Raw genomic sequence first — 25,363 nt, forward strand, 5'->3', positions numbered from 1 at the left:
AGCGCGCCCGAGAGGACTTGAACCCCCGACTCATGGTACCGGAAACCATTGCTCTATCCAGCTGAGCTACGGGCGCATTTTTTTATGACACAAACAATATTATAGCGTTTATTTCATTACGTGACAAGTATTTCTAGTTTTACTGTTTATTTTTTAACATAGAAGGGAAAAATGATGATATATCTATGAAGATTCTAATAGAATAAATGAGAGAAATAAAGAGTTTATTACATTCTAGACATTTTGTTTGACCTTCATTGACCTTTCGTTTATGATAAAATTAGATTCCATAATATAGCATTATAAGGAGGATTTTCAAATGCAATTAATTCCAACAGTTGTTGAACAAACAAATCGTGGAGAACGTGCCTATGATATTTATTCACGTTTATTAAAAGACAGAATTATTATGCTCGGCAGTGCAATTGATGATAACGTAGCGAATTCAATTGTAGCTCAACTATTATTCTTAGAAGCGGAAGACCCTGGTAAAGATATCTCTCTTTACATTAATTCACCTGGTGGTTCAATTACCGCAGGAATGGCTATTTACGATACCATGCAATTTATTAAGTCAGATGTTTCTACTATTTGTATAGGAATGGCTGCTTCTATGGGAGCATTTCTACTTGCAGCAGGTGAAAAGGGAAAACGCTATGCACTACCAAATAGTGAGATTATGATCCACCAACCATTAGGTGGAACACAAGGTCAAGCAGCAGATATTGAAATCCACGCAAAGCGTATTCTACAAATGCGTGATAAAATGAACCAAATTCTATCAGAAAGAACTGGGCAACCAATCGAAGTTATTGCAAGAGACACAGACCGTGACAATTTTATGAGTGCTCCTTCTGCTGTTGATTACGGTTTGATTGATAATATACTAGAACGTAAACCAAAGTAAAGGTAATAAAAATCCCGTACTACATTATTCTGTAGTTCGGGTTTTTTGATGTTTAAAATATATCTACTTTATTTATTAGTAACGAATTGAACCAAATCATTTAATGCCGTTTCCTCATCTGGACCATCGGCAATTAATTTAACCGTTTCCCCATGTGTAATTGCTAAACTCATTAATCCCATAATACTTTTTGCATTGATTTTCTTTCCATCTTTTTCCAAAAATAAATGAGATGAATAGCGATTTGCTTCTTGAACAAATTGAGCTGCAGGTCTTGCCTGTAAGCCTGTTTCAAGTTCTATTTTAACTTCTTTTTCAACCAAGGAAATCATTCTCCCCCTTCTTTTGGAAATACTCCTACAGTCTATGATTTATATCTATCTATAAATACTAGTAATTATAACATGTTCAAAAGAAAACGTTAACTATTTATAATCGATTCAAAAAGATATGAAATCATATTTTGAATTTAATATTTCCCTTGTTCTATTTTATTTGCAATTTCTGTAATTTTTTTCATTCGATGATTTACTCCAGATTTGGAAATTTTCCCGCTCGGTATTAATTCACCTAATTCTTTTAAGGATGCTTCTTCATTTTGCTTCCGAGCAATTGCTACTTCACGAAGTTTATCAGGCAGTGCATCCAATCCAATGGTTCTCTCTATAAAGGAAATTTTTTCCATTTGTTTGAAAGCTGCTCCAATTGTTTTATTAATGTTCGCTGTTTCACAATTCACAAGACGGTTAACCGAGTTTTTCATGTCTCTAACAATCCGAACATCTTCAAATTTAAATAATGCATTATGAGCTCCAATGATATTGAGTAAATCTGTAATCTTTTCTGCTTCTTTTAAATAAACTATATACCCATTTCTCCTTTGTAATTGCTTCGCTCTTAAATCAAATGTATTCATTAAATGACATAATGCTTCATTATGATCTTCATAAACATTAAAAATTTCCAAATGATAAGATGAAGTTTCTGGATTATTAATGGATCCACCAGCTAAAAATGCTCCACGTAAATACGCTCGTTTACAACATGTCTTCTTTACAATATCTTTTGAAATTTGATGATTAAAAGTATACGGTTCTTTATAGATCTTTAAATCCTGTAAAAGTTCCTGTACCTTTGTACTCATTCGGACGATGTACACATTATTTTTTTTCAGTTTCATTTTCTTACGTACAAGTAGTTCAATCGGAATTGGATACATTTCTTTAATTAGAGAATAAATTCTACGTGCAATTGCAGCATTTTCTGTTGGTATATCTAGAGTGAATGCCTGCTGTGAAAATGAGATAACCCCATTCATTCGGATCAATGCGGAAAGCTCTGCGGTAACACAGCAAGTATTTGATTCCATCCTTGTTAGTTCATTTTTTATTTCTGAAGCAAAGGACATGGATTTCCCTCCTTTACCCACTTCATGTATTTACTAGTGATAAAAGTAATTTCGCAATTTTATTTGTATCATGGCGAACTGTCGCCTGTTTAATTGTTACGATATCCCCTTCAATGATTTTTAAGCCCATGTGTAATATTTGTTTCCGATCTAAAATAACTGGCTCTGCATTTTCTTTTTTATAACGTTCACGTACTGCTTCACTTATAGTTTCATTATGAACAACTACAGCATCTAGACTATCTTCCCCTATATGATCTATAATTGCTTGGACATGGTCACTTGCTGTATAACCAGTTGTTTCTCCTTTTTGTGTCATCACATTACATACATAAACGACTTTTGCCTTTGTATTCCGAATTGTTTCATCAATATGTGGAATAATGAGATTTGGTAAGATGCTCGTATACAAGCTTCCTGGTGAAATAACAATAAGATCAGCTTTCTCTATTGCTTCTATCGCATTTGGAAATGGATGTACTTTTTCTGGTGTTAAAAATACACGATGGATTCTTTTTTTTACTAATGGAATGTTTGATTCACCTGAAACAATCGTTCCATCTTCCATTTTTGCATGGAGTTGTAAACTTTCATTTGAAATTGGATAAATGTTTCCTCTTACGTGAAATACCTTAGATAATTCTTTAATGCCTGTATAAAAATCACCTGTCACAGAAGACATTGCAGCCAATAATAGATTCCCCATTGAATGGCCAGACAATCCATTCTCATTTGAAAAACGATGCTGAAAAAGTTCAATTAACATTGGTTCAACATCAGACATTGCAGCAATTACGTTCCTTATATCCCCTGGTGCAGGCATATCTATTTCTTTTCGTATTCTCCCCGTACTTCCCCCATCATCAGCAACAGTTACTAATGCCGTTAATTCAATTGGCATATTTTTTAAACCTCGTAATAACACAGGCATACCTGTGCCACCACCTATGACTACTATGCGTGGCTTAGATTTAGCTTCACACATTCACTATTGTTCCTTTCGTTTATCAATATCACGATGGGTAATATGGGTGATGAAACGGGTGGAAAATTCTTTAGCGAAATATTCTGCTAATGCAACAGAGCGATGTTGTCCTCCAGTACAGCCAATTGCAACAACTAACTGAGATTTTCCCTCTTTTTTATAAAGTGGTAACATGAATTCAAGTAAGTCTGTAACCTTCTCTTGAAATTTTTGTGTATCAGACCACTTAAATACATAAGAAGACACATCTGGATTAAGTCCTGTTAATGGCTGTAAGTTGTTGACGTAATGTGGATTCGGTAAAAATCGAACATCGAATACTAAATCTGCATCAATTGGTAAGCCATATTTAAAACCGAACGATACTAAGTGGACAGAAAAGACTTCTTGTTCTTCTTCGCTATAAGCTTTTAAAATCTTTTTACGAAGCTCTTTTGGTTTTAAATTAGTTGTATCAATAATATGTTGTGCACGACCCTTTAATTCATCTAACAACATACGTTCTTGGCGAATTCCCTTTAATGGGAGACCTCCAACTGCTAATGGATGTGAACGTCTTGTTTCTTTATAACGACTAACAAGTTGTTCGTCTTCTGCATCAAGAAATAAAATATGCTCATCAAATGAATCCTCGTCACTTAATAAATCTAAGGATTCTATTAATGTATCAAAGAACTCACGTGCTCGTAGGTCCATTACTAAAGCAACCTTTTGGACTGTATTTGTAGAGTCTTTCATCAGTTCTAAAAACTTCGGGAGTAAAGTGGGTGGCAAATTATCAACACAATAATATCCTAAATCTTCAAAACTTTGAATGGCAACCGTTTTTCCAGCACCTGACATTCCTGTAATAATAACTAATTTTGTTTCTTTCTGATTGCCCATGTACACTCCCCCTTCTATGATTAATAACCTCATTTTTAACATATTGTAAACACACATATACTACATATTATACATTGAATAAAAAAAACATACCAATAAAGTGTGATTTTATGCTTGCCATTATCTTCCTTTATTAGTTTGATGAGAATTATTGTCGTTGTGGACTTAAATTCCAAAAGTATCATGTTTTACTTCATTTTTTATGACCACTTTTGTGAATTCGCGATTTACGTGCATGATTATGTAGAACGATCGCAGTAATTGTATTTCAATCCTTCGCGATAAAGTGAAACTTCAATCAGTGGGAGTTCTCTTCGTCTCCCACTGATTGTTAGTTGAACCAATCGGGCCTTTACTAGCTGTTGAGCCTACACTTATAATTCTTGAGTATATCGATTTCTTGATGTGGAGGTCTTACAGCCAGTTAATCTGCGATAAAGTGAAACTTCAATCAGTGGAAGCTCTCTTCATCTCCCACTGATTGTTAGTTGAACGAATCGGGCCTTTACTGGCTGTTGATTCTCCACTTATAATTCTTAAGTGTCTCGAATTCTTGTTGTGGAGGTCTTACAGCCAGTTAATACGCGATAAAAACTCCAAAAAAAGAGCGCAGAAATTCATTTCCGCACTCTGTCATTATATAAAAAGGGGGTCATTAATTAATTATAATTATACTAGTGTATTATTTCGTGCATGTTACAAGAAAGTTGAGTTTACTTTACAAGTAAAAATTGGTAAGCCTAAAAAGACTTACCAATTCGAGTTATTTTGTTGTTGTTTTTTCTTTTTCCTTTAATTCTTCAATGTAAGCTTGTGCTGTTTCTGCAGCTATACTTCCATCTCCGGTAGCTGTTACAATTTGACGCAACTTTTTCTCACGAATGTCCCCTGCTGCATATACTCCAGGAATTTCTGTTTCCATATCTGCATTTGTTGGAATATATCCTTCCTCATTTGTAATGCCTAGAGATTTGAATGGTTCACTTAATGGAATGGTACCGATATAGATAAATACACCATTTGTTTCAAAAGTGGATTTTTCATTTGTTTTTCTGTTTACCAAGGACAGACTGCTTACTTTTCCATCTGGCCCATTAATTGCCTCTGCTTCTGTATCCCAAATAAATTCAATTTTATCATTATCAAATGCGCGATCTTGAATAATCTTTTGGGCACGAAGTTCATCACGGCGGTGAATAATCGTAACTTTTTTAGCAAATTTCGTTAAATAAATACCTTCTTCTACAGCAGAGTCTCCTCCACCAATAACGACAAGTTCTTTATCTTTAAAGAATGCACCATCACAAACAGCACAGTAAGATACTCCACGCCCTGCAAGTTCTTCTTCACCTGGAATACCAATTTTCTTATGTTCTGCTCCTGTTGCAATAATAAGTGTTCTTGTTTTATATTGTTTATCACCAGCAATGACAACTTTATAATCGCCATGATCTTCTACACCGGAAATGTTTCCATATGCATATTCTGCTCCGAATTTCTTTGCATGTTCAAACATTTTATTTGATAAATCCGGTCCAAGTATATGATCAAATCCAGGATAGTTTTCTACATCTTCTGTATTTGCTACTTGCCCCCCTGGAATTCCCTTTTCTATCATCAATGTGTCCAAGTTGGCACGAGATGCATAGACAGCTGCAGTCATGCCTGCTGGCCCAGCACCTGCAATCACTACATCATATAATTTTTCTTCGGACATCATCATCATCTCACTTTCCTTTTTTCTTACCTTTAGCGTATAAGAATAATGCTTTTTCGTCTATCTATTTGCTCATGATTCCCACGGTTGTACTTCTTTTGTCATAATTGGATGTTTTTTACAACCAATTTCCCAAATTTTCTTTGACTTCTTCTCATTTCCTAGAAGATACAACACATGGCTATACCATCTATAATATGAAAGATGACCACTTACGGATTCTTTGTTTAACTGTTGGAAGCGACTGCACGCATTTTCAATATATCCGGTTCTCGCCAAGACAACTGCTATCTTTAACTTTTGATGATCATGGATAGGATATATGTTTAGTAATGCACGAATATATGTTTCATATTCCGAAAACTCACCAATTTCATAGTAAAACAATGCCAAATTCGTATAACTGTATAGAGATGTTGGATTTTTTTGTACATATTCTAATTCTAGTTGGATTGCTCGCTCTTTATCACCAGAAAAGAATAAGGCTTGTGCATAGTCATGATTGGCAGTTGGGTGCTCTGGAAAAAGTAATAACATCTCTTCCAATAAAAGTAATGCTTTTTCCCAGTTCATGGTTTCCATATAATAGAAAGCTGTTTCTTGATAAATAATGAGTTCATCTTCATCATCTAATAACCAATCATCTTGTTCTTCAATATCAATTATTTCTAATAATTCCTCAGCATCTTCCACCAAATCCCCATTCGGTTCTTTTTCTATATAGGTTAATGCATATTTTTTAGCATCTGACAGTAAACCAAGATGTGCATAATTATTAGCTAATAGATAAAAACAGTCTACATACGGTTCTTTCGCATGATGCAGTACATTAGTTAAAATTTCATTTGCTTTATGATATAAACCTATTTCCGTATATATAATAGACATTTGACATTGGTAAAGTGGATCATTTGGTACTTTTTCAACTGCCTTTTCTATCCATTTTAAAGCAATATCAAATTTCCTTCTTTGAAATGCCTTTATGCCTCTAACGAAATAAAAGTCTCCTTCCGGTATAAACGGAATGACATTATTAAATTGTGTTTGATTTTTCATTACATGTGGTTGCATACATACCCCAATCTATTATTCGTAAATTTAAATACGTATTTGAAATGCATATTTAACAGATTACCGTCCAAATTATATCACATCTATTCTTTAAAATATACAGTAGTAAAACATTCTTCCCGGTATAATGAACCTTCAACCAGTGGGGATTTTCACCATCCTACAGATTTTAGCACCACAAGGGTATGACCATAAAAAAACATAACAGAAGTTAAACTCCTGTTATGTTTTAAATTAATTATGATTTAAATGTTGCTTCATCTAAAAGTTGTTCTAATTCTGCTTCATATTCATTTTGTTCAGAATTGGTCCATTCAAATGTTTTTGCCAGATATTGTGTTACTGCATCTTTATGATGGTATACCCAATCGATATGGAAGAATAACGCACCTGTTCTACGGATGAAAAAATCAACTGGTTTACATACCCATTCTTTTTCAACTCCATAAATAAGTTCAGCAAATACAAGTCGGTCTATATTTTCTTTTTCTGCTTCTTCTTTTTTCTCTTGATAAATATCTAAAATCGTATCAACATTTGATCCATATCGGCTAACAATACGTATTGCATTTTCTTCAGAAATTCCCAATTTCATAGCTTCCTGGATTTTTTGCTTTTTAAATGTAGCAAAACCTTTTGAACCACCAACATCTCCACCAGAAATTGTTTCGTGTTTTGTTACAGATTCAGAATATAAAATTCCTTCTTCTTCTTTTAATTGTTTAACAACAATATCGACTATTTGTTCTGCCATTTTCCGATACCCAGTTAATTTTCCACCAGCAATGGATAATAGTCCTGAATCAGATGTGAAAATTTCATCTTTTCTTGAAATCTCATCTGGATTTTTACCATCTTCAGCAATTAACGGACGTAAACCTGCCCAACTAGATTCCACATCATCTGCTGTAATATTAATGGATGGGAACATATCGTGGATTGCCCCAATAATATAGTCACGGTCTTCCACAGTTGCTGTCGGATGTGCAATGTTTGCATCATATGGTGTATCTGTTGTTCCGACATATGTTTTTCCTTCACGAGGAATAGCAAATACCATCCGTCCATCAGGTGCATCGAAATAGATGGCTTGCTGTAATGGGAAAACATCATTTGAAAATACAAGGTGCACACCTTTTGTTAAATATAAATGTTTCCCTTGATTTGATCCATCTATTTCACGTAGCGTGTCTACCCAAGGACCACAGGCATTAATAATTTTTTTAGCGTATAAAGCATCTTTATCCCCAGTCAATTGGTCCTCCGTCTCTACACCAATGACATGTCCTTCATCGTTATATATGAAGTTTATTACTTTCATATAGTTTATTGCTTGGGCACCATGCTCAACAGCTTTTTTCATAACTTCCAAGGTTAAGCGAGCATCATCTGTTTTATATTCAACATAATATCCCGCACCTTTTAAATCATTTTTCTTCAATAATGGTTCTTTTCTTAATGCTTCGCTCGGATCAAGCATTTTACGACGTTCTGATTTTTTCACACCTGCTAGAAAATCATACATTCTTAGTCCGATATTGGTTGTGAAAGGACCGAATGTGCCACCTTTATGGAATGGTAACATCATCCATTCTGGTGTTGTTACGTGTGGACCATTCTCATAAACAATGGCACGTTCTTTTCCAACTTCAGCAACAAGTTTCACTTCGAATCCTGCTAAATAACGTAACCCACCATGTACCAATTTAGTGGAACGGCTTGATGTTCCAGCAGCAAAATCTTGCATTTCTAATACTGCTGTTTTTAAACCTCTTGTAGCTGCATCCAATGCGATACCTGCACCTGTAATACCTCCACCAATTACGATTAAATCGAGCTCTTGATCTTGTTTTAGGTTATTTAAAATCTCTTGTCGTTTGAAGTTACTCAATTTTTCCACTCTCCTATCGTTCATTTTATCCTTACTTCCTAATTTCATTCCTATTTTTTTGAAACAATAAAACTTTTTTTTAAGATGGTTAGAGAAAAACAAAAAACCGCAAGCATATCAATGTTTCCATTGATATGTTTGCGGTTTCTCCATATCTCCGACCAAGTTTTTATTAACTTTATATTTATATTATAGCATAGTTTCCTCATAAAGTGAACCTTCAATCCACGGGGTTTTTTCATCCCCACTATGTTAGCACCAGAATAGTATGACAATCAATGCGTTTGAGTGAAGATACTGTCATCATACCTCCCACAGATGATGTTCTGACGTAGAGACAGCAATTGCTCCTGTATCAAGTGCTGCTTGGATATCTTTTTTTTCACGAATCAAACCTCCGGCAATAATCGGTAAATCCGTTTCTTGTTGAATCATTTCGATTACACCTGGAGCAACTCCTGGAAGTACTTCAATACAATCAGGTTGTGATCTTTTAAGTATTTTTAAATTCGTTGTCAATGCGCTACTATCTAATAAGAAAATCCGTTGAATGGCTAAAACATGATGCTTCTTTGCCAAACTGATGATATTACCTCTTGTTGAGATGATACCATCAGGCTTCACAGTATGAATAACATACTCCATTCCATATTCATCGCTTTTTAAACCTTGAACTAAATCAAAATGGACCAGAACCTTTTTATCATTCCGTTTTGCATGTCGAACAAGGCTTTTTAATTGGGATAATCTTGTCTCCAAAAAGATTATATATTCAGATGACGTCTTTAACGCATCTTCAAAGTCCTTCATCCTTCGAACAGCAGGTACTACTCCTTCTGGTAGATTCAAATCACTCGCATCCCTTCTAAATTATATTTCATAAGAATGTGATGCACTATTTATTACGTATTTCCATCTCTTCTTTTGTATAGATTACTTGCATTGGGTTTCCACCTACAAAAGCCCCTGCTGGTACATCTTTATGTACTAAAGTTCCAGCAGAAACAACCGCTCCATCTCCAATGGAAAGGCCAGGCAAGATGGTGGAATTTGCTCCAATCATCACATCATTTCCGATTTTCACTTCACCCAAGCGATACTCATTCGTTAAATATTCATGTGCTAAAATCGTTGTATTATAGCCAATGATTGTATTAGAACCTACCGATATCTTTTCAGGATACATGATGTCTGGTACAACGAGGAAAGCAAAAGCTGTTTGTTTGCCAACTTCCATTCGTAAAAAGGTACGATAAAGCCAATTTTTCACACTTAAAAACGGCATATATCTTGCAATCAGTATCACAACTGTATTTTTACTAACTTTCAAAAAAGACACTGTTTTATATATTTGCCAAAGTGAATTCGACCCTTTAACCGGGTGTCGTTCTGTTTTTCGCATGATTTAGCCTCCGATTAGCTCGAGTAGCTCCAGCATATCATCAATCATATATGTTGGGTTATAACCTTCCAAGAATTCCCGTCCTTTATGTGACCAGTTGACTCCAGCTGTTTTCACACCAGCACGTTGTCCTGCTTCAATATCATGGTAATTATCTCCTACCATTAACGTAGTCTCTGGTTTAGCTCCAATCAACTGCATGGCCTTGATAACTGGCTCTGGATGTGGTTTAGCATGTGTCACATCATCTAATGTAACAATCGTATCAAAATGAGGCGAAAGATTCGTTATTTCCATCCCCTTTTGGACACTTTTTTTCATTTTATTTGTTACAATGGCGATTTTCACTTTGCCCTTTAATTGAATAATTGTTTCAATGACATTTGGAAAAGTTTTCACATATGTATCATGATGTGCTAAATTATGTTTTCGATACATTGCCATCATATCTTCTGCTTTATCTTTATTTATCTTCGTAAACGTTTCAAATAATGGCGGACCATTAAATGATTTGATTTCATCCAAAGTAAATTCATAACCATACTGTTCAAATGTATAACGAAATGATTTAATAATTAATTCATTCGTATCAATTAATGTTCCATCAAGATCAAATAAAATCGTGTCTATGTTCATTATTTTTTCCTTTCTTTATTTCTTTTTTACCTTTTTACCATCATAATGTCGATCCGCTGCTCCTGACACTCGACGGTAAATCAATAAAATAACCGCACCAATAATCAATAACACAGAGATTACTTGTGCTGTTCGTAACGCACCAAACAAAGTATATAAACTATCTGTGCGCATTTGTTCTATGAAGAATCTTCCGATAGAATATGCAATTATATAACTCAAAAATACTGTTCCACGCAATGGATTTCGCTTTCTTAAGGCTAGCAGAAACACAAAAACAAGTATATTCCATATTGATTCATATAAGAAAGTTGGATGATACATCGTTCCATTGATACACATTTGATTCATAATAAAATCTGGTAAATATTGATGAAAACTTTCATATGTTGCTTCTGAAATGGGGCCTCCATGTGCTTCTTGGTTCATAAAATTACCCCATCTACCAATTGCTTGTCCCAGTATAATACTTGGAGCAGCAATATCAGCCAATTGCCAGAAAGAGACTTTCTTTACTCTAGCATATATGATTGCCGTTAAGACGGAACCAATCAATGCACCATGAATGGCTAAGCCACCTTCCCATATAGCAAAAATTTTCCACCATGGGCCATTTGCATATTGTTCCTCCCACTCAAATAACACGTAATAAAAACGAGCAAAAAGAATGGCAATTGGGGCAGCAAAAACAACAAGGTCCATCATCAAATCTTTTTGCAGTCCTAGTCGATCTGATTCGCGTGTAGCAAGAAATAATCCGATAAAAAGACCAAACGCAATTATGACCCCATACCAGTATATTTTTAAAGTCCCTATTTCTAAAAAGACCCGACTTAATGTCGGTGCATCACATGTCATTCAAACACTCCTATTCCATATTTTCTCGTCCTTTTTCTTCAATTACATTAGCTAGTCGATCTGTAAATTCTTTAGCAGCATTTAAACCCATTTGTTTTAATCGATAGTTCATTGCTGCAACTTCAATAATAACCGCCAAATTTCTACCTGGACGAACAGGAATGGTAACTAATGGTAAATGGACATCCATAATTTTCATTTTTTGATGCTCTATCCCTAAGCGATCATATTGTTTTGTTTCATCCCATTGTTCTAAATTTGCAATAAATGATATTTTCTTGAATTTACGGACAGAACCCGCTCCGAATAATGTCATCACATTGATGATTCCAAGGCCACGAATTTCTAATAAATATTCAATCAATGGTGGAGGGTTACCGATTAATGTATCATAATCTGCCTGGCGAATTTCCACACTGTCATCAGCAACCAATTGATGGCCTCGTTTAACTAATTCTAGAGCGGTTTCACTTTTTCCGATACCACTTTGCCCTGTAATCAACACCCCAACACCATAGATGTCAACTAATACACCATGGATCGCTGTGGATGGTGCAAATTTCGTTTCTAAATAATTTGTAAGGCGACTTATTACTCTAGTCGTCTTCCTTTTTGATTGTAGAACAGGGACACCAGAACGATTTGCGGCCGTTATAATTGGCTCAGGTACTTCCATTCCACGGGAAATAATGATTCCCGGGGTAACATCTGTACATAATTGGTGTGCACGTTCCATTTGTTGTTCAATTGGAAGATCTAAAAAATAAGCCATCTCTGTTTTTCCAATAAGCTGAAGTCGTTCTTTCGGGTAAAATTTAAAATAACCCGTCATTTCTATACCAGGTCGGGAAATATCACTTTCTATAATTCCTCTATGTAAACCATCTTTACCAGCTACTAATTTAAAATTAAAATGATCAAGCAAATCCTGTGTACGAACTATTGCCAAGTTATTCCCTCCCAAACCCTTATATAAAATATATTGTAGCATATTTTTACTTCATAAAGGAATTAGAACAAAAGATAAAGAAAAAACTCGTAAATATCGTTGCTTTACGAGTCTTTCCACAAATTTAATACTTCAATGTATCTTTTACTAATTTATTTAAAAACAAATTAATAATCGAAATGATAATTGCTGCAAGGATTGCTGTTCCAAATCCATCAATTACAAAAGTTGAACCTATCAAGCTTTGGGTAATCATTAATGTAATCGCATTAATCACAAACAAAAAGAAACCTAAACTAATCACTGTGATTGGTAGGGTTAATACGATTAAAATTGGTTTTACAATTGTATTTAGTATAGCAAGAACAAGACTTGCTATTAATGCTGCACCAAAACTTTCCAAATGGAATGATTCAAACATCTGAGCGACAGCTATTAATGCAATTGCATTAAGGAAAATTGACAAAAAACCACGAAGAAACATATTAGAACACCTCCGGATCCTGTGGAATGATAATCATAGCAATAAAATACACGATTGCAGGGACAAAAAATGCTCCAAAGAACAGAATTAAAATAAATAATAAGCGAATCAATGTTGGGTCAATTTGAAAATATTCACCGATTCCTCCTAAAACGCCACCTAGTATACGATTCTTTGAAGAACGATATAAACGCTTCATATAAAATTCACCTCTTTTATCTTACGAAAAGTAAGTGGGATATGTTTCACAGAAAAATGAACACATGATGAGCTTAGGAAAACTTCCAGATATAGAATTCTTCTTTTCCTAATCGTTCTTTAACAATTTCCTTCATTGTTTCCATTTTTTTAGATTCTGGCTTAAAACTACCTAAAATACCAGCTGCTTGTGTTTTATGTGCAAGAATCGCTTCCACTTTTTTATCAAGGTATTTCATAATATCATGACTGATATCTGGTAATCCTAAATCCTCATATGCTGTATTTGTGATTGCTTGTGCCCAAACTTTTGGTCTATCATTAGGTTGCATTTGTTGAACTGCTCGAATTACTGCAGCACCCAATGCATTATGGTCTGGGTGGACAGCGTGTTTAGGATAATGTGTAATAACCAAGCTAGGCTCAATTTGTTCTAGAATCGTTTGTATATGATTGGCTACCTTTTCCGGATCTTCGAATTCTAAGGTTTTATCTCGATAACCTAATAATTCCAATTCTATATCAAGGACTTGACATGCATCTCTTAATTCCTTTTCTCGGATTTTTGGTATTGTTTCACGGTTAGCTATAATAGGGGAACCCATATTCCTTCCCATTTCTCCAAGAGTTCCACACAAATAAGTAACAGGAACATTTTGTTTACGAAATGCTGTTATCGTTCCTGCTGCTCCAAATGATTCATCATCTGGATGAGGATAAATGACAACAACATGTTTTTCTTTTTCCATTAATTTTCACCATCCATCTTTATTTTTATACTTTTTTATTTGGACTGTTGCAGATACTTTGTCGCTAACTTGATTCATTCGTACTCTAAAATAAATCCTTCACATTAAAAACACAGTCTTATTTATCCTAATTAATTTTCAAATGGTGTTTCACTTAGTTGTAATGCAACCATTAATCTTCCATCAGGATCGTGACCAGCCATTAGTAGTTTTGTTTCCTCATATAATTCCCAGTGGGTAATTCCTTCTGCGTAAATCCATCCATTATCCATTTTCAACCCAACACGATAAGTGTCTTTGTCTTGGACAATTGTACAATGTGACAAGTTAACTTTAGCATTTCGAATAAATGCCCCTACATTTGCTGCCTTATTCAGGTGACTAGCATATGCACCATTTGTTGTTTCTAAATGAATATAAACGGTTTTATTTAAAAAAGAATTCAATAATTGTTGAACTTGTTTTAAATTAATTTGTTTCACGAATACGTTCCTCCAATCTTTTCTTCTTCTATATTATCGAATGATACGTCTTTAAACAAAAAAATGATTCCTTTTTTCATTTTATCAAATAATAAGGGAGTGTGTAATGCAATTCGTTTATATAGTTGGTATAAGGAAAAAGAGTTTACTTCCCATTAGTATCTTTGGTATAACTAATAACGTTGCTATAGACCCACTTGAGTTTCATCTGCTACGATAAGATGAGATCATAAAAGGCGGTGAATCATGTGAGAAATAATAAGCAACAAATCATTATTGCTACATGGATTGGAATTATTGTAAATGGACTATTAACTGTAATGAAAGGAATTGGTGGAGTGCTTGCAGGAAGTAAAGCCTTAATTGCTGACGCATTTCATTCCGCCTCCGATATTGTTAGTTCTATTGTTGTATTATTAGGGGTGAAAATAGCAAATAAGCCTCCTGATGAAGAACACCCATATGGTCATGGAAAAGCAGAAAATATTGCATCTAATATTGTTGCATTGCTTTTAATCGTCGTTGGAATTGAGTTAAGTATTTCATCCATAAAAGTTCTATTTGGTGAACGTCCACCAGCACCAGCCGGACTAGCGTTAGTGATTTTGCTTATCTCCATTATTATAAAAGAAATATTATTTCGTTATAAATATTATGTCGGAACAAAATATCGTAGTGCTGCTTTAATTAGTGATGCATGGCACCATCGTTCAGATTCCTTATCATCTATTGCTGCATTATTTGGTGTTGGAGCCTCTATGATTGGTGAGCATTTTAATTTATCCTACCTTATTTACGGGGATGCACTTGCTGGAATAGTTGTCGCTGTTATCGTTATAAAAGTAGGTTATCAACTTGCTAAAGAAGCATCCATCGTTATGTTAGAAAAGGTATTAAAAAAGGAAGAAGCGGAAGAATACCGAAATACAGTTAGAAACATTAAGGGAATCGAACAAATTGATCAACTATATGCGCGGACCCATGGTAGTTATGTTGTGATTGATATTAAAGTTGGTGTGAATCAACACCTAAGTATAAAAGCAGGACATGATATCGCAAAAAACTTGAAGCATACGCTTATGAAGGAACATACTGAGGTAGCTGATGTATTAGTCCATTTAAATCCACATAAAAAATGAAAAAGTAGGCAACTCATAGAAGTATGAGCTACCTACTTTTTTCATTTTGGCTTTTTTGTATAGCTGGTTACCAATGAATAAGTTATTAAATACAACCTTTATGATTGGTAAACGGTTTGTTCTTTTTCTTGTATTCTTTTTTCCATTCGTTGTCTATCCCGTTCTACTATTGGTCGTAGATATTTTCCGGTATATGATTTTTCTTCTTTAATAATATCCTCTGGTGTACCGGTCGCTATAACTTGACCACCACCATCCCCACCTTCAGGACCTAAATCAATGATATAATCAGCTGTTTTAATGACATCTAAATTATGTTCAATCACTAAAACCGTATCTCCATTATCTACTAAACGCTGAAGGACAGTTAATAACCGACTAATATCATCTGTATGCAATCCTGTTGTTGGTTCATCTAAGATGTAAAATGATTTTCCATTCGAACGGCGATGTAATTCACTAGCCAATTTAACACGTTGAGCTTCTCCCCCTGAAAGGGTTGTTGCAGGCTGCCCTAATTTAATATACCCCAATCCAACATCCGCAATTGTCTGTAATTTACGTTTGATTTTTGGAATGTTTTCAAAAAATGTTAATGCCTCTTCGATAGTCATATTTAATATATCAGATATATTTTTTCCTTTATATTTCACTTCTAATGTTTCTCTGTTATATCGTTTTCCACCACATACTTCACATGGAACATAAACATCCGGTAGAAAGTGCATCTCTATTTTTATAATTCCATCCCCACGACAAGCTTCACAACGGCCACCTTTCACATTAAAGCTAAAGCGACCTTTTTTATATCCACGTACCTTTGCTTCATTTGTTTGTGCAAAAACATCACGAATATCATCAAACACCCCTGTATATGTAGCGGGGTTGGAACGTGGTGTTCTTCCGATTGGGGATTGGTCAATATCAATCACTTTTTCAATATGCTCTATTCCTTTGACCTCTTTATGTTTCCCTGGACGGTGTTTTCCTGAATAAAGTTGTTTTGCTAAAGCTTTATATAAAATTTCATTCACAAGTGTACTTTTTCCAGAACCTGAAACACCAGTTACAACCGTAAATAATCCGATTGGAAACTTAGCCCTTAAGTTTTTCAGATTATTTTCCTTTGCACCAATTACTTCGATAAATCGATCATCTTTCTTCCGACGCTCACTTGGTAAAGGTATAAAGATATTTCCTGACAAATATTGTCCGGTTAATGATTTTGGTTCTTTCATTACTTTTTCTGGTGGTGCACTTGCTACGATTTGGCCACCGTGCTCACCTGCTCCAGGTCCAATATCGATTAACCAATCCGCTGCAAGCATCGTATCCTCATCATGTTCCACCACTATTAATGTATTATCTAAATCTCGCATACTTTTCAATGTTTGAATTAAGCGGTCATTGTCCCGTTGATGTAGACCAATGGACGGTTCATCTAAAACATAAAGCACTCCAGTTAAAGCAGAGCCAATTTGGGTTGCTAACCGAATTCGTTGTGCTTCTCCACCGGAAAGGGTTCCCGCTGTTCGTGATAAGGTTAAGTATTCTAAACCAACATTATTTAAGAATTCAAGTCGATTATTAATTTCTCGCAAAATAAGATGTGCAATTTGTTTTTCCTTTTTGGTTAATTCAAGCGAATGAAAAAACTGCATTGCTTCTACAATGGAATAATCTGTCACTTCACTAATATGTTTTCCGCCGACTAAAACTGCTAACGCTTCTTTTTTTAAACGATATCCTTTACATGTCGGGCAATTTTTTTCTGCCATATAATCCTCTAATTTTTCACGAGTAAAGTCAGAAGATGTTTCATTGTAACGACGAGAAATGTTGTTGATTATACCTTCAAAGTAAATCATTTGATCTCTTTTTTTACCAAAGTCATTTACATAATGAAAGAGAATCTTCTCATCACCACTACCATATAAAATCCGATTCATTTGCTCCTCTGGAATTTCCTTTACAGGAATATCCATATTTATACCGTAGTGCTCACAAACACTTTTTAATAATTGTGGATAGTATGTGGAACTGATTGGTTTCCAAGCTGCAATTGCATGATTCTTTAATGTTTTACTCCAATCCGGAATAACTAAATCAACATCTACCTCTAAATTCTTACCTAATCCATCACATGTTTGACATGCCCCATATGGGCTGTTGAATGAAAAAAGTCGTGGTTCTAGTTCTCCAATTGAAAAACCACAAATTGGACAGGCATGATTTTCACTGAATATAATTTCCTCTTGTTCCAATATATCAACAATGACATTTCCTTCACCTAAAGATAAGGCAGTTTCGAGGGAATCACTTAGTCGGCCTTCCACCCCTGGTTTAACAATAATTCGGTCAACTACAACTTCTATCGAATGCTTTTTATTTTTATTTAACTTTATTTCTTCTGTGATTTCACGCATTTCTTTGTCAACACGTAGACGAACATATCCTTCTTGTTTTAACTTTTCTAATGTCCGAATATGTTCCCCTTTTCGTCCGGATACAACCGGACCTAAAATTTGTAACCGGGTCCGCTCAGGATATTCCATTATATGATCAACCATTTGTTGTATAGTCTGTGAGCTAATTTCATTTCCGTGTTTCGGACAAATCGGTCGTCCTACTCGGGCAAATAATAATCGTAAATAATCATAAATTTCAGTTACTGTCCCAACAGTGGAACGGGGGTTTTTGCTTGTTGTTTTTTGATCAATAGAAATTGCTGGTGACAATCCTTCAATCATATCTACATCTGGTTTATCCATTTGACCAAGGAATTGTCTCGCATAAGAAGACAAAGATTCCACATATCGCCTTTGACCTTCTGCATAAATCGTATCAAAAGCTAACGATGATTTTCCTGAGCCAGACAAGCCAGTCATGACAACTAATTTATTCTTAGGAATATCAAGCTCAATATTTTTTAAGTTATTTGCTCTGGCACCTTTAATTTGGATTGATTTACTAGGCATGAACAAGTTCATCCTTCCACATAAAATGTATCGTTTAACCAGCCGTATATAAGGCAGGCTAGTCTTATACTTCTCCTTTTAACTCAAACATAATATCTCGTAACTCTGCAGCACGTTCGAAGTCTAGTGCTTTAGCAGCTTCTCGCATTTCCTTTTCCATATTTTGAAGAATCTTTTCCTTTTCTTTCTTAGGCATTTTACGGAAGCTTTTTGCTTTAGGTTCATATGTTTGCTCTTCATCTTCTGCAACCATTGTAGCACGGATGACATCACGTACTTCTTTTTTAATCGTTTTCGGAGTAATTCCGTGTTTTTCATTATATTCCATTTGAATTTCACGTCTACGATTTGTTTCATCAATTGCTACACGCATAGAATCTGTTATTTTATCCGCATACATAATTACTTCTCCGTTTTCATTTCGGGCGGCTCTTCCCATTGTCTGGATTAGAGAACGCTCGGAACGGAGAAACCCTTCTTTATCTGCATCTAAAATAGTAACTAAAGATACTTCTGGTATATCTAAACCTTCTCGTAATAGGTTGATTCCTATTAATACATCATATTTTCCAATTCGTAAATCACGGATAATTTCAATTCGCTCCAATGTTTTAATATCAGAATGCAGATAAGCAACCTTCATATCAAGGTCTTTTAAATAATCCGTAAGGTCTTCAGACATTTTCTTTGTTAATGTGGTGACAAGAACACGCTCATTTCTTTCTATTCGTTTGTTAATCTCACCAATTAAGTCATCAATTTGACCTTTAATCGGGCGTACATCAATTTTTGGATCTAATAACCCAGTCGGTCGAATAATTTGTTCTGTCACATCTGGTGCATGTTCCATTTCATATGGACCAGGAGTTGCAGAAACAAAAATCAATTGATTTGCCTTTTTCTCAAACTCTGCAAATTTTAATGGACGGTTATCTAAGGCTGATGGCAAGCGAAATCCATGATCAACAAGAACTTGTTTTCTTGCTCTGTCTCCATTATACATTCCTCTTATTTGTGGTAAAGTGACATGTGATTCATCAATAACAATCAAATAATCGTCCGGAAAGAAATCAAGTAATGTATATGGTGTTGATCCTGCCTCACGAAATGTAAGGTGACGGGAATAATTCTCTATACCAGAACAAAATCCCATTTCTTCCATCATTTCAATATCATAATTTGTACGTTGTTCTAGACGTTGGGCCTCCAGGAGCTTGCCTTCTTCGTTTAATTCTTTTAGCCTTTCTTCCAATTCCTTTTTTATGTTAACAATTGCCTTTTTTAACTTTTCTTCACGGGTAACGAAGTGTGACGCTGGGAAAATGGCCACATGTTCTCTATCTCCAATTATTTCTCCTGTTAAAGCATCAACTTCCCGAATTCGATCGATCTCATCACCAAAAAACTCCACTCGAATACAATGTTCTTCACGTGATGCAGGAATAATTTCAACAGAGTCTCCACGAACTCGAAATGTTCCCCTCTGAAAATCTATATCATTCCTTGTGTACAAAATATCAACAAGTTCACGCAGCAATTGGTCACGGTCTTTTTCCATCCCCATACGTAAGGATAACACTTGGCTTCTATATTCTTCTGGAGAACCTAACCCATAAATACATGAAACACTTGCTACAATTAGAACATCACTTCGTTCGAAAAGAGATGATGTAGCAGAATGTCGCAATTTATCAATCTCATCATTAATACTTGCATCCTTTTCGATATATGTATCAGATGATGGGACATATGCTTCTGGTTGATAGTAATCATAATAACTAACAAAATACTCAACTGCATTATTAGGAAAGAACTCCTTAAATTCACTATATAATTGTCCTGCTAATGTTTTATTATGGGCAATCACAAGTGTTGGTCGATTAATTTCATGCACAGCATTCGAAATAGTAAATGTTTTTCCCGTTCCTGTTGCACCAAGTAATGTTTGTTTCCTTTGACCAGCTAACACTTTATCCACGATTTCCTTAATTGCTTGTGGTTGGTCACCTTGTGGTTGAAATGTTGATACTAACTCAAATTGATTTTCCACTTGTACCGCCTCCATTCCATCATATATTTATAATGTACATCTATATTTAAATTTCTTATATATTATTAAACACGAATTTATTATAACATACATACGAACGAATATTCGATTCTTTTCTATTGGAATAAAGTGAAACTTCAATCAGTGTGGGTCTTACAGCCAGTTAGTCTGCGAAAAATAGCGATTTAAAAAATCTGTCCTCATCGAACAGATTTTTTAAATCGAGATCATCAATTAAACGACCTCTTGTTTTTCATGTTGATTTTTTTCACGAAATGGAGAGTCTGTAAAGATGAGGCCAAGCTCATGATGATCGCCTTCATACATGGCACCTTGAATAAAGCGAATTTCACCTTTATCATCCATCACTTCTAACTTAAAATGCGCCCCTTTCTCTTGTAGTGCATAATAAAAATCTTCTACATTAGAAATTGTTCTTTCATTCACCTTTATAATAATTTCTCCAACTCGAATTTGTAACCGTGTTGCAGGAGTTCCAGGAATCATACTCAAAATTCTCAAACCATTTTCCTCTTGATAAAAGTAAGGAGATTGTTCTTTATCTTTTGTTCGAAATTTATAGTTTATAAATTCTTTTCCTATAATAGCAATAATAATTGCAGCTAGAGACAAAGGTGATACATAGATACTCCCAATTGCAAGTACGAGGACAAGAAATCCCAACAAGAATGTCTGTTTACCCAGGTGTTTAGCGACAGTTTGTGGAAGTGATCCGATTACTTTATAATCAAAGCCAATAAGAAAAGGTACAGCAATTAAACTATATGTTTCTTCTGAACCAAGCGGGATATAAGGCCAAAACGGAGCAATAGATGTAATCGCACCCGTTGGAACCAATGTCAAAAATGGAATAAGTGCTAACTTTTTTACATGGTGCTGTCCAATCCAAGAACCACGATTACTTAATGTCAGACTTGGTAGTGTTTCATTTCGTTTGATACGAATTAGCATAATAGCTTCTGCGAAGATAAATAGAGCTAAGATAATGGTCAGTCCAGTAAAATTTATATTTGTAAATAAGTTGGCATCTACCCATTGTTGTTCGCTTAATAATATAGGCAAAAAAAGCAGTACAATAAAAGTCACACCAACCGTATAACTAGGTGATAAGAGCGATACTTTAAAAGTAAGGCTGAGTAAAATGATAATTGCACTCATCAATACTAATGTTTCAACTGAAAATACAACACCAACCCCAAGACATATAAGGGAGATGAATAAGCCATAACTAATAGAAAAAAGCCATGTATTTTTCCATTCAGAAAATAAATTAAAAACTTTCGTTCCAAAATTTACTCGTTCTAATTTAATACGTGCATATCCTATTAAAAAAAGGAAAATAAAAGACCAATAAAATAACGGATTTAAAAAGAACTTCCCTATAGCCTTTCCTAATTCGATGGACCATGATTCTATCATTTTCATTCACCCCACATATCGTTTTTCATTGTTTAATCATAATAATTGTTGCTTGTCCAATATATAGTATATATACGTAAATAATATAAACAACCCGCGGTATATCCGCGGATGATGTTTATTTATATAAGTTTTCTAGGGCTTCTTCTAACTGCTGATCATCTTCACCACTACGAATTTTTTTAATTAAAGCTGCTTCAATTACACCTGCTGTTTGCTTATCAACTTTACCCGTTTCTTTTAAATCATGGTCCTTTTGAAATTTCTTTACAGCCTTTTGAGTGGATTTATCAAAATATCCATCGTCTCTTTCTGTATTATATCCAATTCCTATTAACATCTGCTGAACATTTTTAATTTCAGCCCCTGCACGATCATAGGACAATGGCTTCTTTATTTGAACAGGATTAGAAAAATAATAATCGGGTTGTTCTACTTTTACTGTTGGTTCAACACCTTCTTCATGAATCCAATTCCCTTTAGGTGACAACCATTTAAAAAAGGTTAGTTTTACTGTGCTTCCATCTCCGAGTGGAACCGCATTCTGTACTGTACCTTTTCCAAAACTATTTGTTCCAACAATATCATACCCTATTTCTTTTAATGCGACAGCAAGTATTTCGGAAGCTGATGCACTACCTTCATCTATAATTACTTCGATTGGGTATTTTTTCTTCTCTTTTAAGTCCGTGTAACGTTCCTCTTTTTGTCCTTCACGATTTTCAATTTGAATATATGGGATATCTTCTGGTACAAAGTGGCCGACAATTTCTTCCACAGAATCTAATAATCCTCCAGGGTTTCCACGAACATCAATGATTAATCCTTCCATCCCATCATTTTCTAAATTCATTAATTGTTCTGCGAATTCTTCCGCTGTCCGCTCTGAAAAATTCGTAATTTCAATGATTCCTGTCTTTTTATTGTTTACCTTTTTCATTTTCGAATAAACCGTTTCAATTGGAATTGTGTCACGTTTCAGTTTGATTTCCATGACATCAGAAGCACTTGGTCTAATTATTTCTAAGACTACTTCTGATCCTTTTTCACCCCGGATTTTGGATACAGCTTCTGTTAAATCAAGACCCTCTAAACTTTCACCATCGACACTTAGAACTTGATCATTTGGACGTAAGCCAGCCTTTTCAGCTGGTGAATTTTTTATCGGTGCAACAATCGTTACGTTCCCGTTTACTATACTAACTTCTGCACCAATTCCTTCGAAGGAAGATTCGATTTGCTCACTAAATTGTTCCATTGTTTCAATATCCATGTATGAACTATAAGGATCCTCAAGTGAGGTCAACATTCCTTGGATGGCACCTTCAATCAATTGTTGGTCCTCTACTGTTTCAACGTAATTCTCTTTAATTAAATTGTATGTCTGAATAACTTTTTTTATTTTCTCTGGAGGCTCTACCGCTTGTTCCATCATGATACTACCAGAGGAATTAGATTGCTGCTGTACATTTGAATTAGAGCCAAACAAATATATTCCACCAGCAAACCCAATCAACAATATTGCTAAGGTCCAAAAAGTAATCCGCACTTTCTTCATTCATTATCCCACCTTCAAATGTATTTCAAAAATAATAATATTATTATCGAAACATTGTAAAATGATTTACATACCATTTTACCACTAATAATATTCATATTCTAATTAAAAAAAGACATCACATAAAAATATGTGATGTCTTTCATGTTAGAAGCTAATTTTCTATTGTAAATAGGATAGTGGATTAATCCCGCTTTTTGATTTCCAATATCCATTATGAATTTCAAAATGTAAATGTGGACCTGTTGAATTACCTGTATTCCCAGATTGTCCAATGGATTGACCCTTTCCAACAGCTTGTCCCTCAGACACGGAAATACTATTTAAATGTGCATATAATGTAGTATATGTTTTTCCTTTAATATTATGGGTTACTAATACCACATTTCCATAGCCATTCATGCTGCCGTCATATTCTGTGCTAACCATGGATACAACTCCAGGTGCAGAAGCATATATTGGCGTACCAATTCCAACACCAAAATCAAGTCCATGATGGAAGGAACTACATCCCGTACAACTTCTTGGGCCAAAACCTGATGTAATTGGACCAGATACTGGGTAACTGAAAGTACCTCCACCTGAAGATGGTTTTGGTGAAGCAGAAGCCTGTTCCTTGGAACCTGATGAACCACTATCACTCTGGCTTTGTTTCTGTTGTTGAGCTGCTTCTTGTTCTAGCTCTTTTAATTGATCTTGAGCTAATTGTTTTGCCTTAGCTGCTGTTGCTTGCTGTTTGCGTAAAACTTCTTGTTCTTCCTCAATACTTACTTTATAATTTTCCAACTCTTCATGTTCATCTTCTAGTTTTGCTTGAATTTTCTCTTTTGTTGCTAGTTGTTTATCAAGTTTTCCTTTTAGATTGTCCAATTCAGCTTTCTGTTTATCTAACTCTACCTTGTTGGCTTCTACTTTTTTCTTGTTTTCTTCTACTTTTTCTTTCTTTTGTTCTACTTCTATCTTTTTAGATTCTAATGCTTTTTTGTCGGCTTCTAATGATTCCATGATATCTTTATCTGAATCCATAATAGTATTTACAGCAGAAGTTCTTCCAATAAATTCCGTAAAACTTTTTGATCCGAGTAGTACCTCTATGTAATTCATTTTCCCTCCATTTTCTTGAATAGATTGGAGGCGATTTTTTAAAAGTGCTTCTCGTTTCATGATACTCTCTTGCAATTCTTTAATTTCTTTTTCTAAATTTTTAATTTGGTCTTTTAATTGCACAATTTCTTCTTTTAGTTGATTCATTTTTTCATTAGTTTTATCAATTTCATTTTTCTTTTTTTCTATAGAGGATGTTGTTTTTGTTAACTTTGAATCAATGACTTCCATTTCATTCTTTACGTCTGATTGTTTTTCCAAGTTTTTATCAAGTTTTCCATTAACATTGGCCTTATCTGATTGTAAAGAACCATTTTTTTCCTCAAGTTTTGATTTCTTTTCATCTAATTCATTGATTTTATTTTTCACATCACTTACGGATTCTGCCTTAACACTTCCTGTACTAATATTTACTGTGAAAAGAAACAAGAAAACCGCAGTAATATATACTAACTTATTCCTCAATTATATT

23 protein-coding genes and 1 tRNA gene are annotated in these 25,363 nt (G+C 34.7%); 2 read left to right on the top strand and 22 right to left on the bottom strand.

Features of this window, described 5'->3' with window-relative positions; genetic code table 11:
* Positions 1–2: 2 nt before the first annotated feature.
* Positions 3–76: transfer RNA gene (locus tag FHP05_RS07460), tRNA-Arg, on the bottom strand.
* 243 nt (positions 77–319) lie between these two features.
* Here FHP05_RS07460 and clpP point away from each other — a divergent pair.
* Positions 320–907 carry an ATP-dependent Clp endopeptidase proteolytic subunit ClpP gene (gene clpP / locus FHP05_RS07465; protein WP_147666684.1) on the top strand — a complete coding sequence of 196 codons (588 nt, stop codon included), beginning with the start codon at positions 320–322 and terminating at the stop codon, positions 905–907.
* 68 nt (positions 908–975) lie between these two features.
* Here clpP and FHP05_RS07470 read toward each other — a convergent pair whose 3' ends face one another.
* The 16 genes from FHP05_RS07470 to FHP05_RS07550 all read right to left on the bottom strand — a co-directional run bounded on the left by FHP05_RS07470 (position 976) and on the right by FHP05_RS07550 (position 14,622).
* Entirely contained in the window at positions 976–1,230 is a 255-nt protein-coding gene (locus FHP05_RS07470; protein WP_147666686.1) for an HPr family phosphocarrier protein, read from the bottom strand.
* Positions 1,231–1,376: 146 nt separating this feature from the next.
* A complete protein-coding gene (whiA, locus tag FHP05_RS07475; protein ID WP_147666688.1) occupies positions 1,377–2,315 on the bottom strand; it encodes a DNA-binding protein WhiA in 939 nt (312 codons plus the stop codon).
* A 22-nt stretch (positions 2,316–2,337) separates the two neighbouring features.
* On the bottom strand, positions 2,338–3,300 hold the full coding sequence (locus tag FHP05_RS07480; protein WP_147666690.1) for a gluconeogenesis factor YvcK family protein: 963 nt from the start codon (positions 3,298–3,300) through the stop codon (positions 2,338–2,340).
* Between the two features lie 3 nt (positions 3,301–3,303).
* Positions 3,304–4,185 (bottom strand): RNase adapter RapZ, encoded by an 882-nt coding sequence (gene rapZ, locus FHP05_RS07485; protein WP_147666692.1) that lies wholly within the window; start codon positions 4,183–4,185, stop codon positions 3,304–3,306.
* 763 nt (positions 4,186–4,948) lie between these two features.
* Entirely contained in the window at positions 4,949–5,902 is a 954-nt protein-coding gene (trxB, locus tag FHP05_RS07495; protein WP_147666694.1) for a thioredoxin-disulfide reductase, read from the bottom strand.
* Positions 5,903–5,974: 72 nt separating this feature from the next.
* Positions 5,975–6,973, bottom strand: a complete 999-nt coding sequence (locus tag FHP05_RS07500) for a tetratricopeptide repeat protein (protein WP_230973955.1) — start codon at positions 6,971–6,973, stop codon at positions 5,975–5,977.
* Positions 6,974–7,211: 238 nt separating this feature from the next.
* A complete protein-coding gene (locus tag FHP05_RS07505) occupies positions 7,212–8,873 on the bottom strand; it encodes a glycerol-3-phosphate dehydrogenase/oxidase (protein WP_330998083.1) in 1,662 nt (553 codons plus the stop codon).
* A 294-nt stretch (positions 8,874–9,167) separates the two neighbouring features.
* Entirely contained in the window at positions 9,168–9,713 is a 546-nt protein-coding gene (locus FHP05_RS07510) for a glycerol-3-phosphate responsive antiterminator (protein ID WP_147666698.1), read from the bottom strand.
* A 46-nt stretch (positions 9,714–9,759) separates the two neighbouring features.
* A complete protein-coding gene (locus FHP05_RS07515; RefSeq protein WP_147666700.1) occupies positions 9,760–10,266 on the bottom strand; it encodes an acyltransferase in 507 nt (168 codons plus the stop codon).
* 3 nt (positions 10,267–10,269) lie between these two features.
* Positions 10,270–10,902, bottom strand: a complete 633-nt coding sequence (gene ppaX / locus FHP05_RS07520) for a pyrophosphatase PpaX (protein ID WP_147666702.1) — start codon at positions 10,900–10,902, stop codon at positions 10,270–10,272.
* A gap of 15 nt (positions 10,903–10,917) precedes the next feature.
* Positions 10,918–11,760, bottom strand: coding sequence for a prolipoprotein diacylglyceryl transferase (lgt, locus tag FHP05_RS07525; protein ID WP_147666704.1), 843 nt, complete (start codon positions 11,758–11,760; stop codon positions 10,918–10,920).
* A gap of 10 nt (positions 11,761–11,770) precedes the next feature.
* Positions 11,771–12,709, bottom strand: coding sequence for an HPr(Ser) kinase/phosphatase (gene hprK / locus FHP05_RS07530; RefSeq protein WP_191126286.1), 939 nt, complete (start codon positions 12,707–12,709; stop codon positions 11,771–11,773).
* A gap of 124 nt (positions 12,710–12,833) precedes the next feature.
* Entirely contained in the window at positions 12,834–13,193 is a 360-nt protein-coding gene (locus FHP05_RS07535; RefSeq protein ID WP_147666708.1) for a phage holin family protein, read from the bottom strand.
* A gap of 1 nt (position 13,194) precedes the next feature.
* Entirely contained in the window at positions 13,195–13,392 is a 198-nt protein-coding gene (locus tag FHP05_RS07540; protein WP_147666710.1) for a PspC domain-containing protein, read from the bottom strand.
* Between the two features lie 73 nt (positions 13,393–13,465).
* A complete protein-coding gene (gene bshB2 / locus FHP05_RS07545; protein ID WP_147666711.1) occupies positions 13,466–14,140 on the bottom strand; it encodes a bacillithiol biosynthesis deacetylase BshB2 in 675 nt (224 codons plus the stop codon).
* 131 nt (positions 14,141–14,271) lie between these two features.
* Positions 14,272–14,622: a YojF family protein gene (locus FHP05_RS07550; RefSeq protein WP_147666713.1), complete on the bottom strand. Its 351-nt coding sequence runs from the start codon at positions 14,620–14,622 to the stop codon at positions 14,272–14,274.
* Between the two features lie 248 nt (positions 14,623–14,870).
* Here FHP05_RS07550 and FHP05_RS07555 point away from each other — a divergent pair, with 248 nt between their 5' ends.
* Complete coding sequence (locus tag FHP05_RS07555) at positions 14,871–15,761, top strand: cation diffusion facilitator family transporter (RefSeq protein ID WP_147666715.1); 891 nt, start codon at positions 14,871–14,873, stop codon at positions 15,759–15,761.
* A 98-nt stretch (positions 15,762–15,859) separates the two neighbouring features.
* On the opposite strand, the gene uvrA is transcribed toward FHP05_RS07555, so the two are convergent.
* The 5 genes from uvrA to FHP05_RS15695 all read right to left on the bottom strand — a co-directional run bounded on the left by uvrA (position 15,860) and on the right by FHP05_RS15695 (position 25,356).
* Positions 15,860–18,739, bottom strand: a complete 2,880-nt coding sequence (uvrA, locus tag FHP05_RS07560) for an excinuclease ABC subunit UvrA (RefSeq protein ID WP_147666717.1) — start codon at positions 18,737–18,739, stop codon at positions 15,860–15,862.
* Positions 18,740–18,803: 64 nt separating this feature from the next.
* The gene (gene uvrB, locus FHP05_RS07565; RefSeq protein WP_147666719.1) at positions 18,804–20,789 is read right to left on the bottom strand and encodes an excinuclease ABC subunit UvrB; all 1,986 of its coding nucleotides are present in this window, start codon (positions 20,787–20,789) and stop codon (positions 18,804–18,806) included.
* 234 nt (positions 20,790–21,023) lie between these two features.
* Positions 21,024–22,229 (bottom strand): PDZ domain-containing protein, encoded by a 1,206-nt coding sequence (locus FHP05_RS07570; RefSeq protein ID WP_147666721.1) that lies wholly within the window; start codon positions 22,227–22,229, stop codon positions 21,024–21,026.
* Between the two features lie 118 nt (positions 22,230–22,347).
* A complete protein-coding gene (locus FHP05_RS07575; RefSeq protein WP_147666723.1) occupies positions 22,348–23,787 on the bottom strand; it encodes a S41 family peptidase in 1,440 nt (479 codons plus the stop codon).
* Positions 23,788–23,949: 162 nt separating this feature from the next.
* Entirely contained in the window at positions 23,950–25,356 is a 1,407-nt protein-coding gene (locus FHP05_RS15695; protein ID WP_330998082.1) for a murein hydrolase activator EnvC family protein, read from the bottom strand.
* Between the last annotated feature and the right edge of the window lie 7 nt (positions 25,357–25,363).

Origin of the sequence: Cerasibacillus terrae, assembly GCF_008039555.1 — a bacterium.
Classification (GTDB): Bacteria; Bacillota; Bacilli; order Bacillales; family Amphibacillaceae; genus Cerasibacillus; species Cerasibacillus terrae.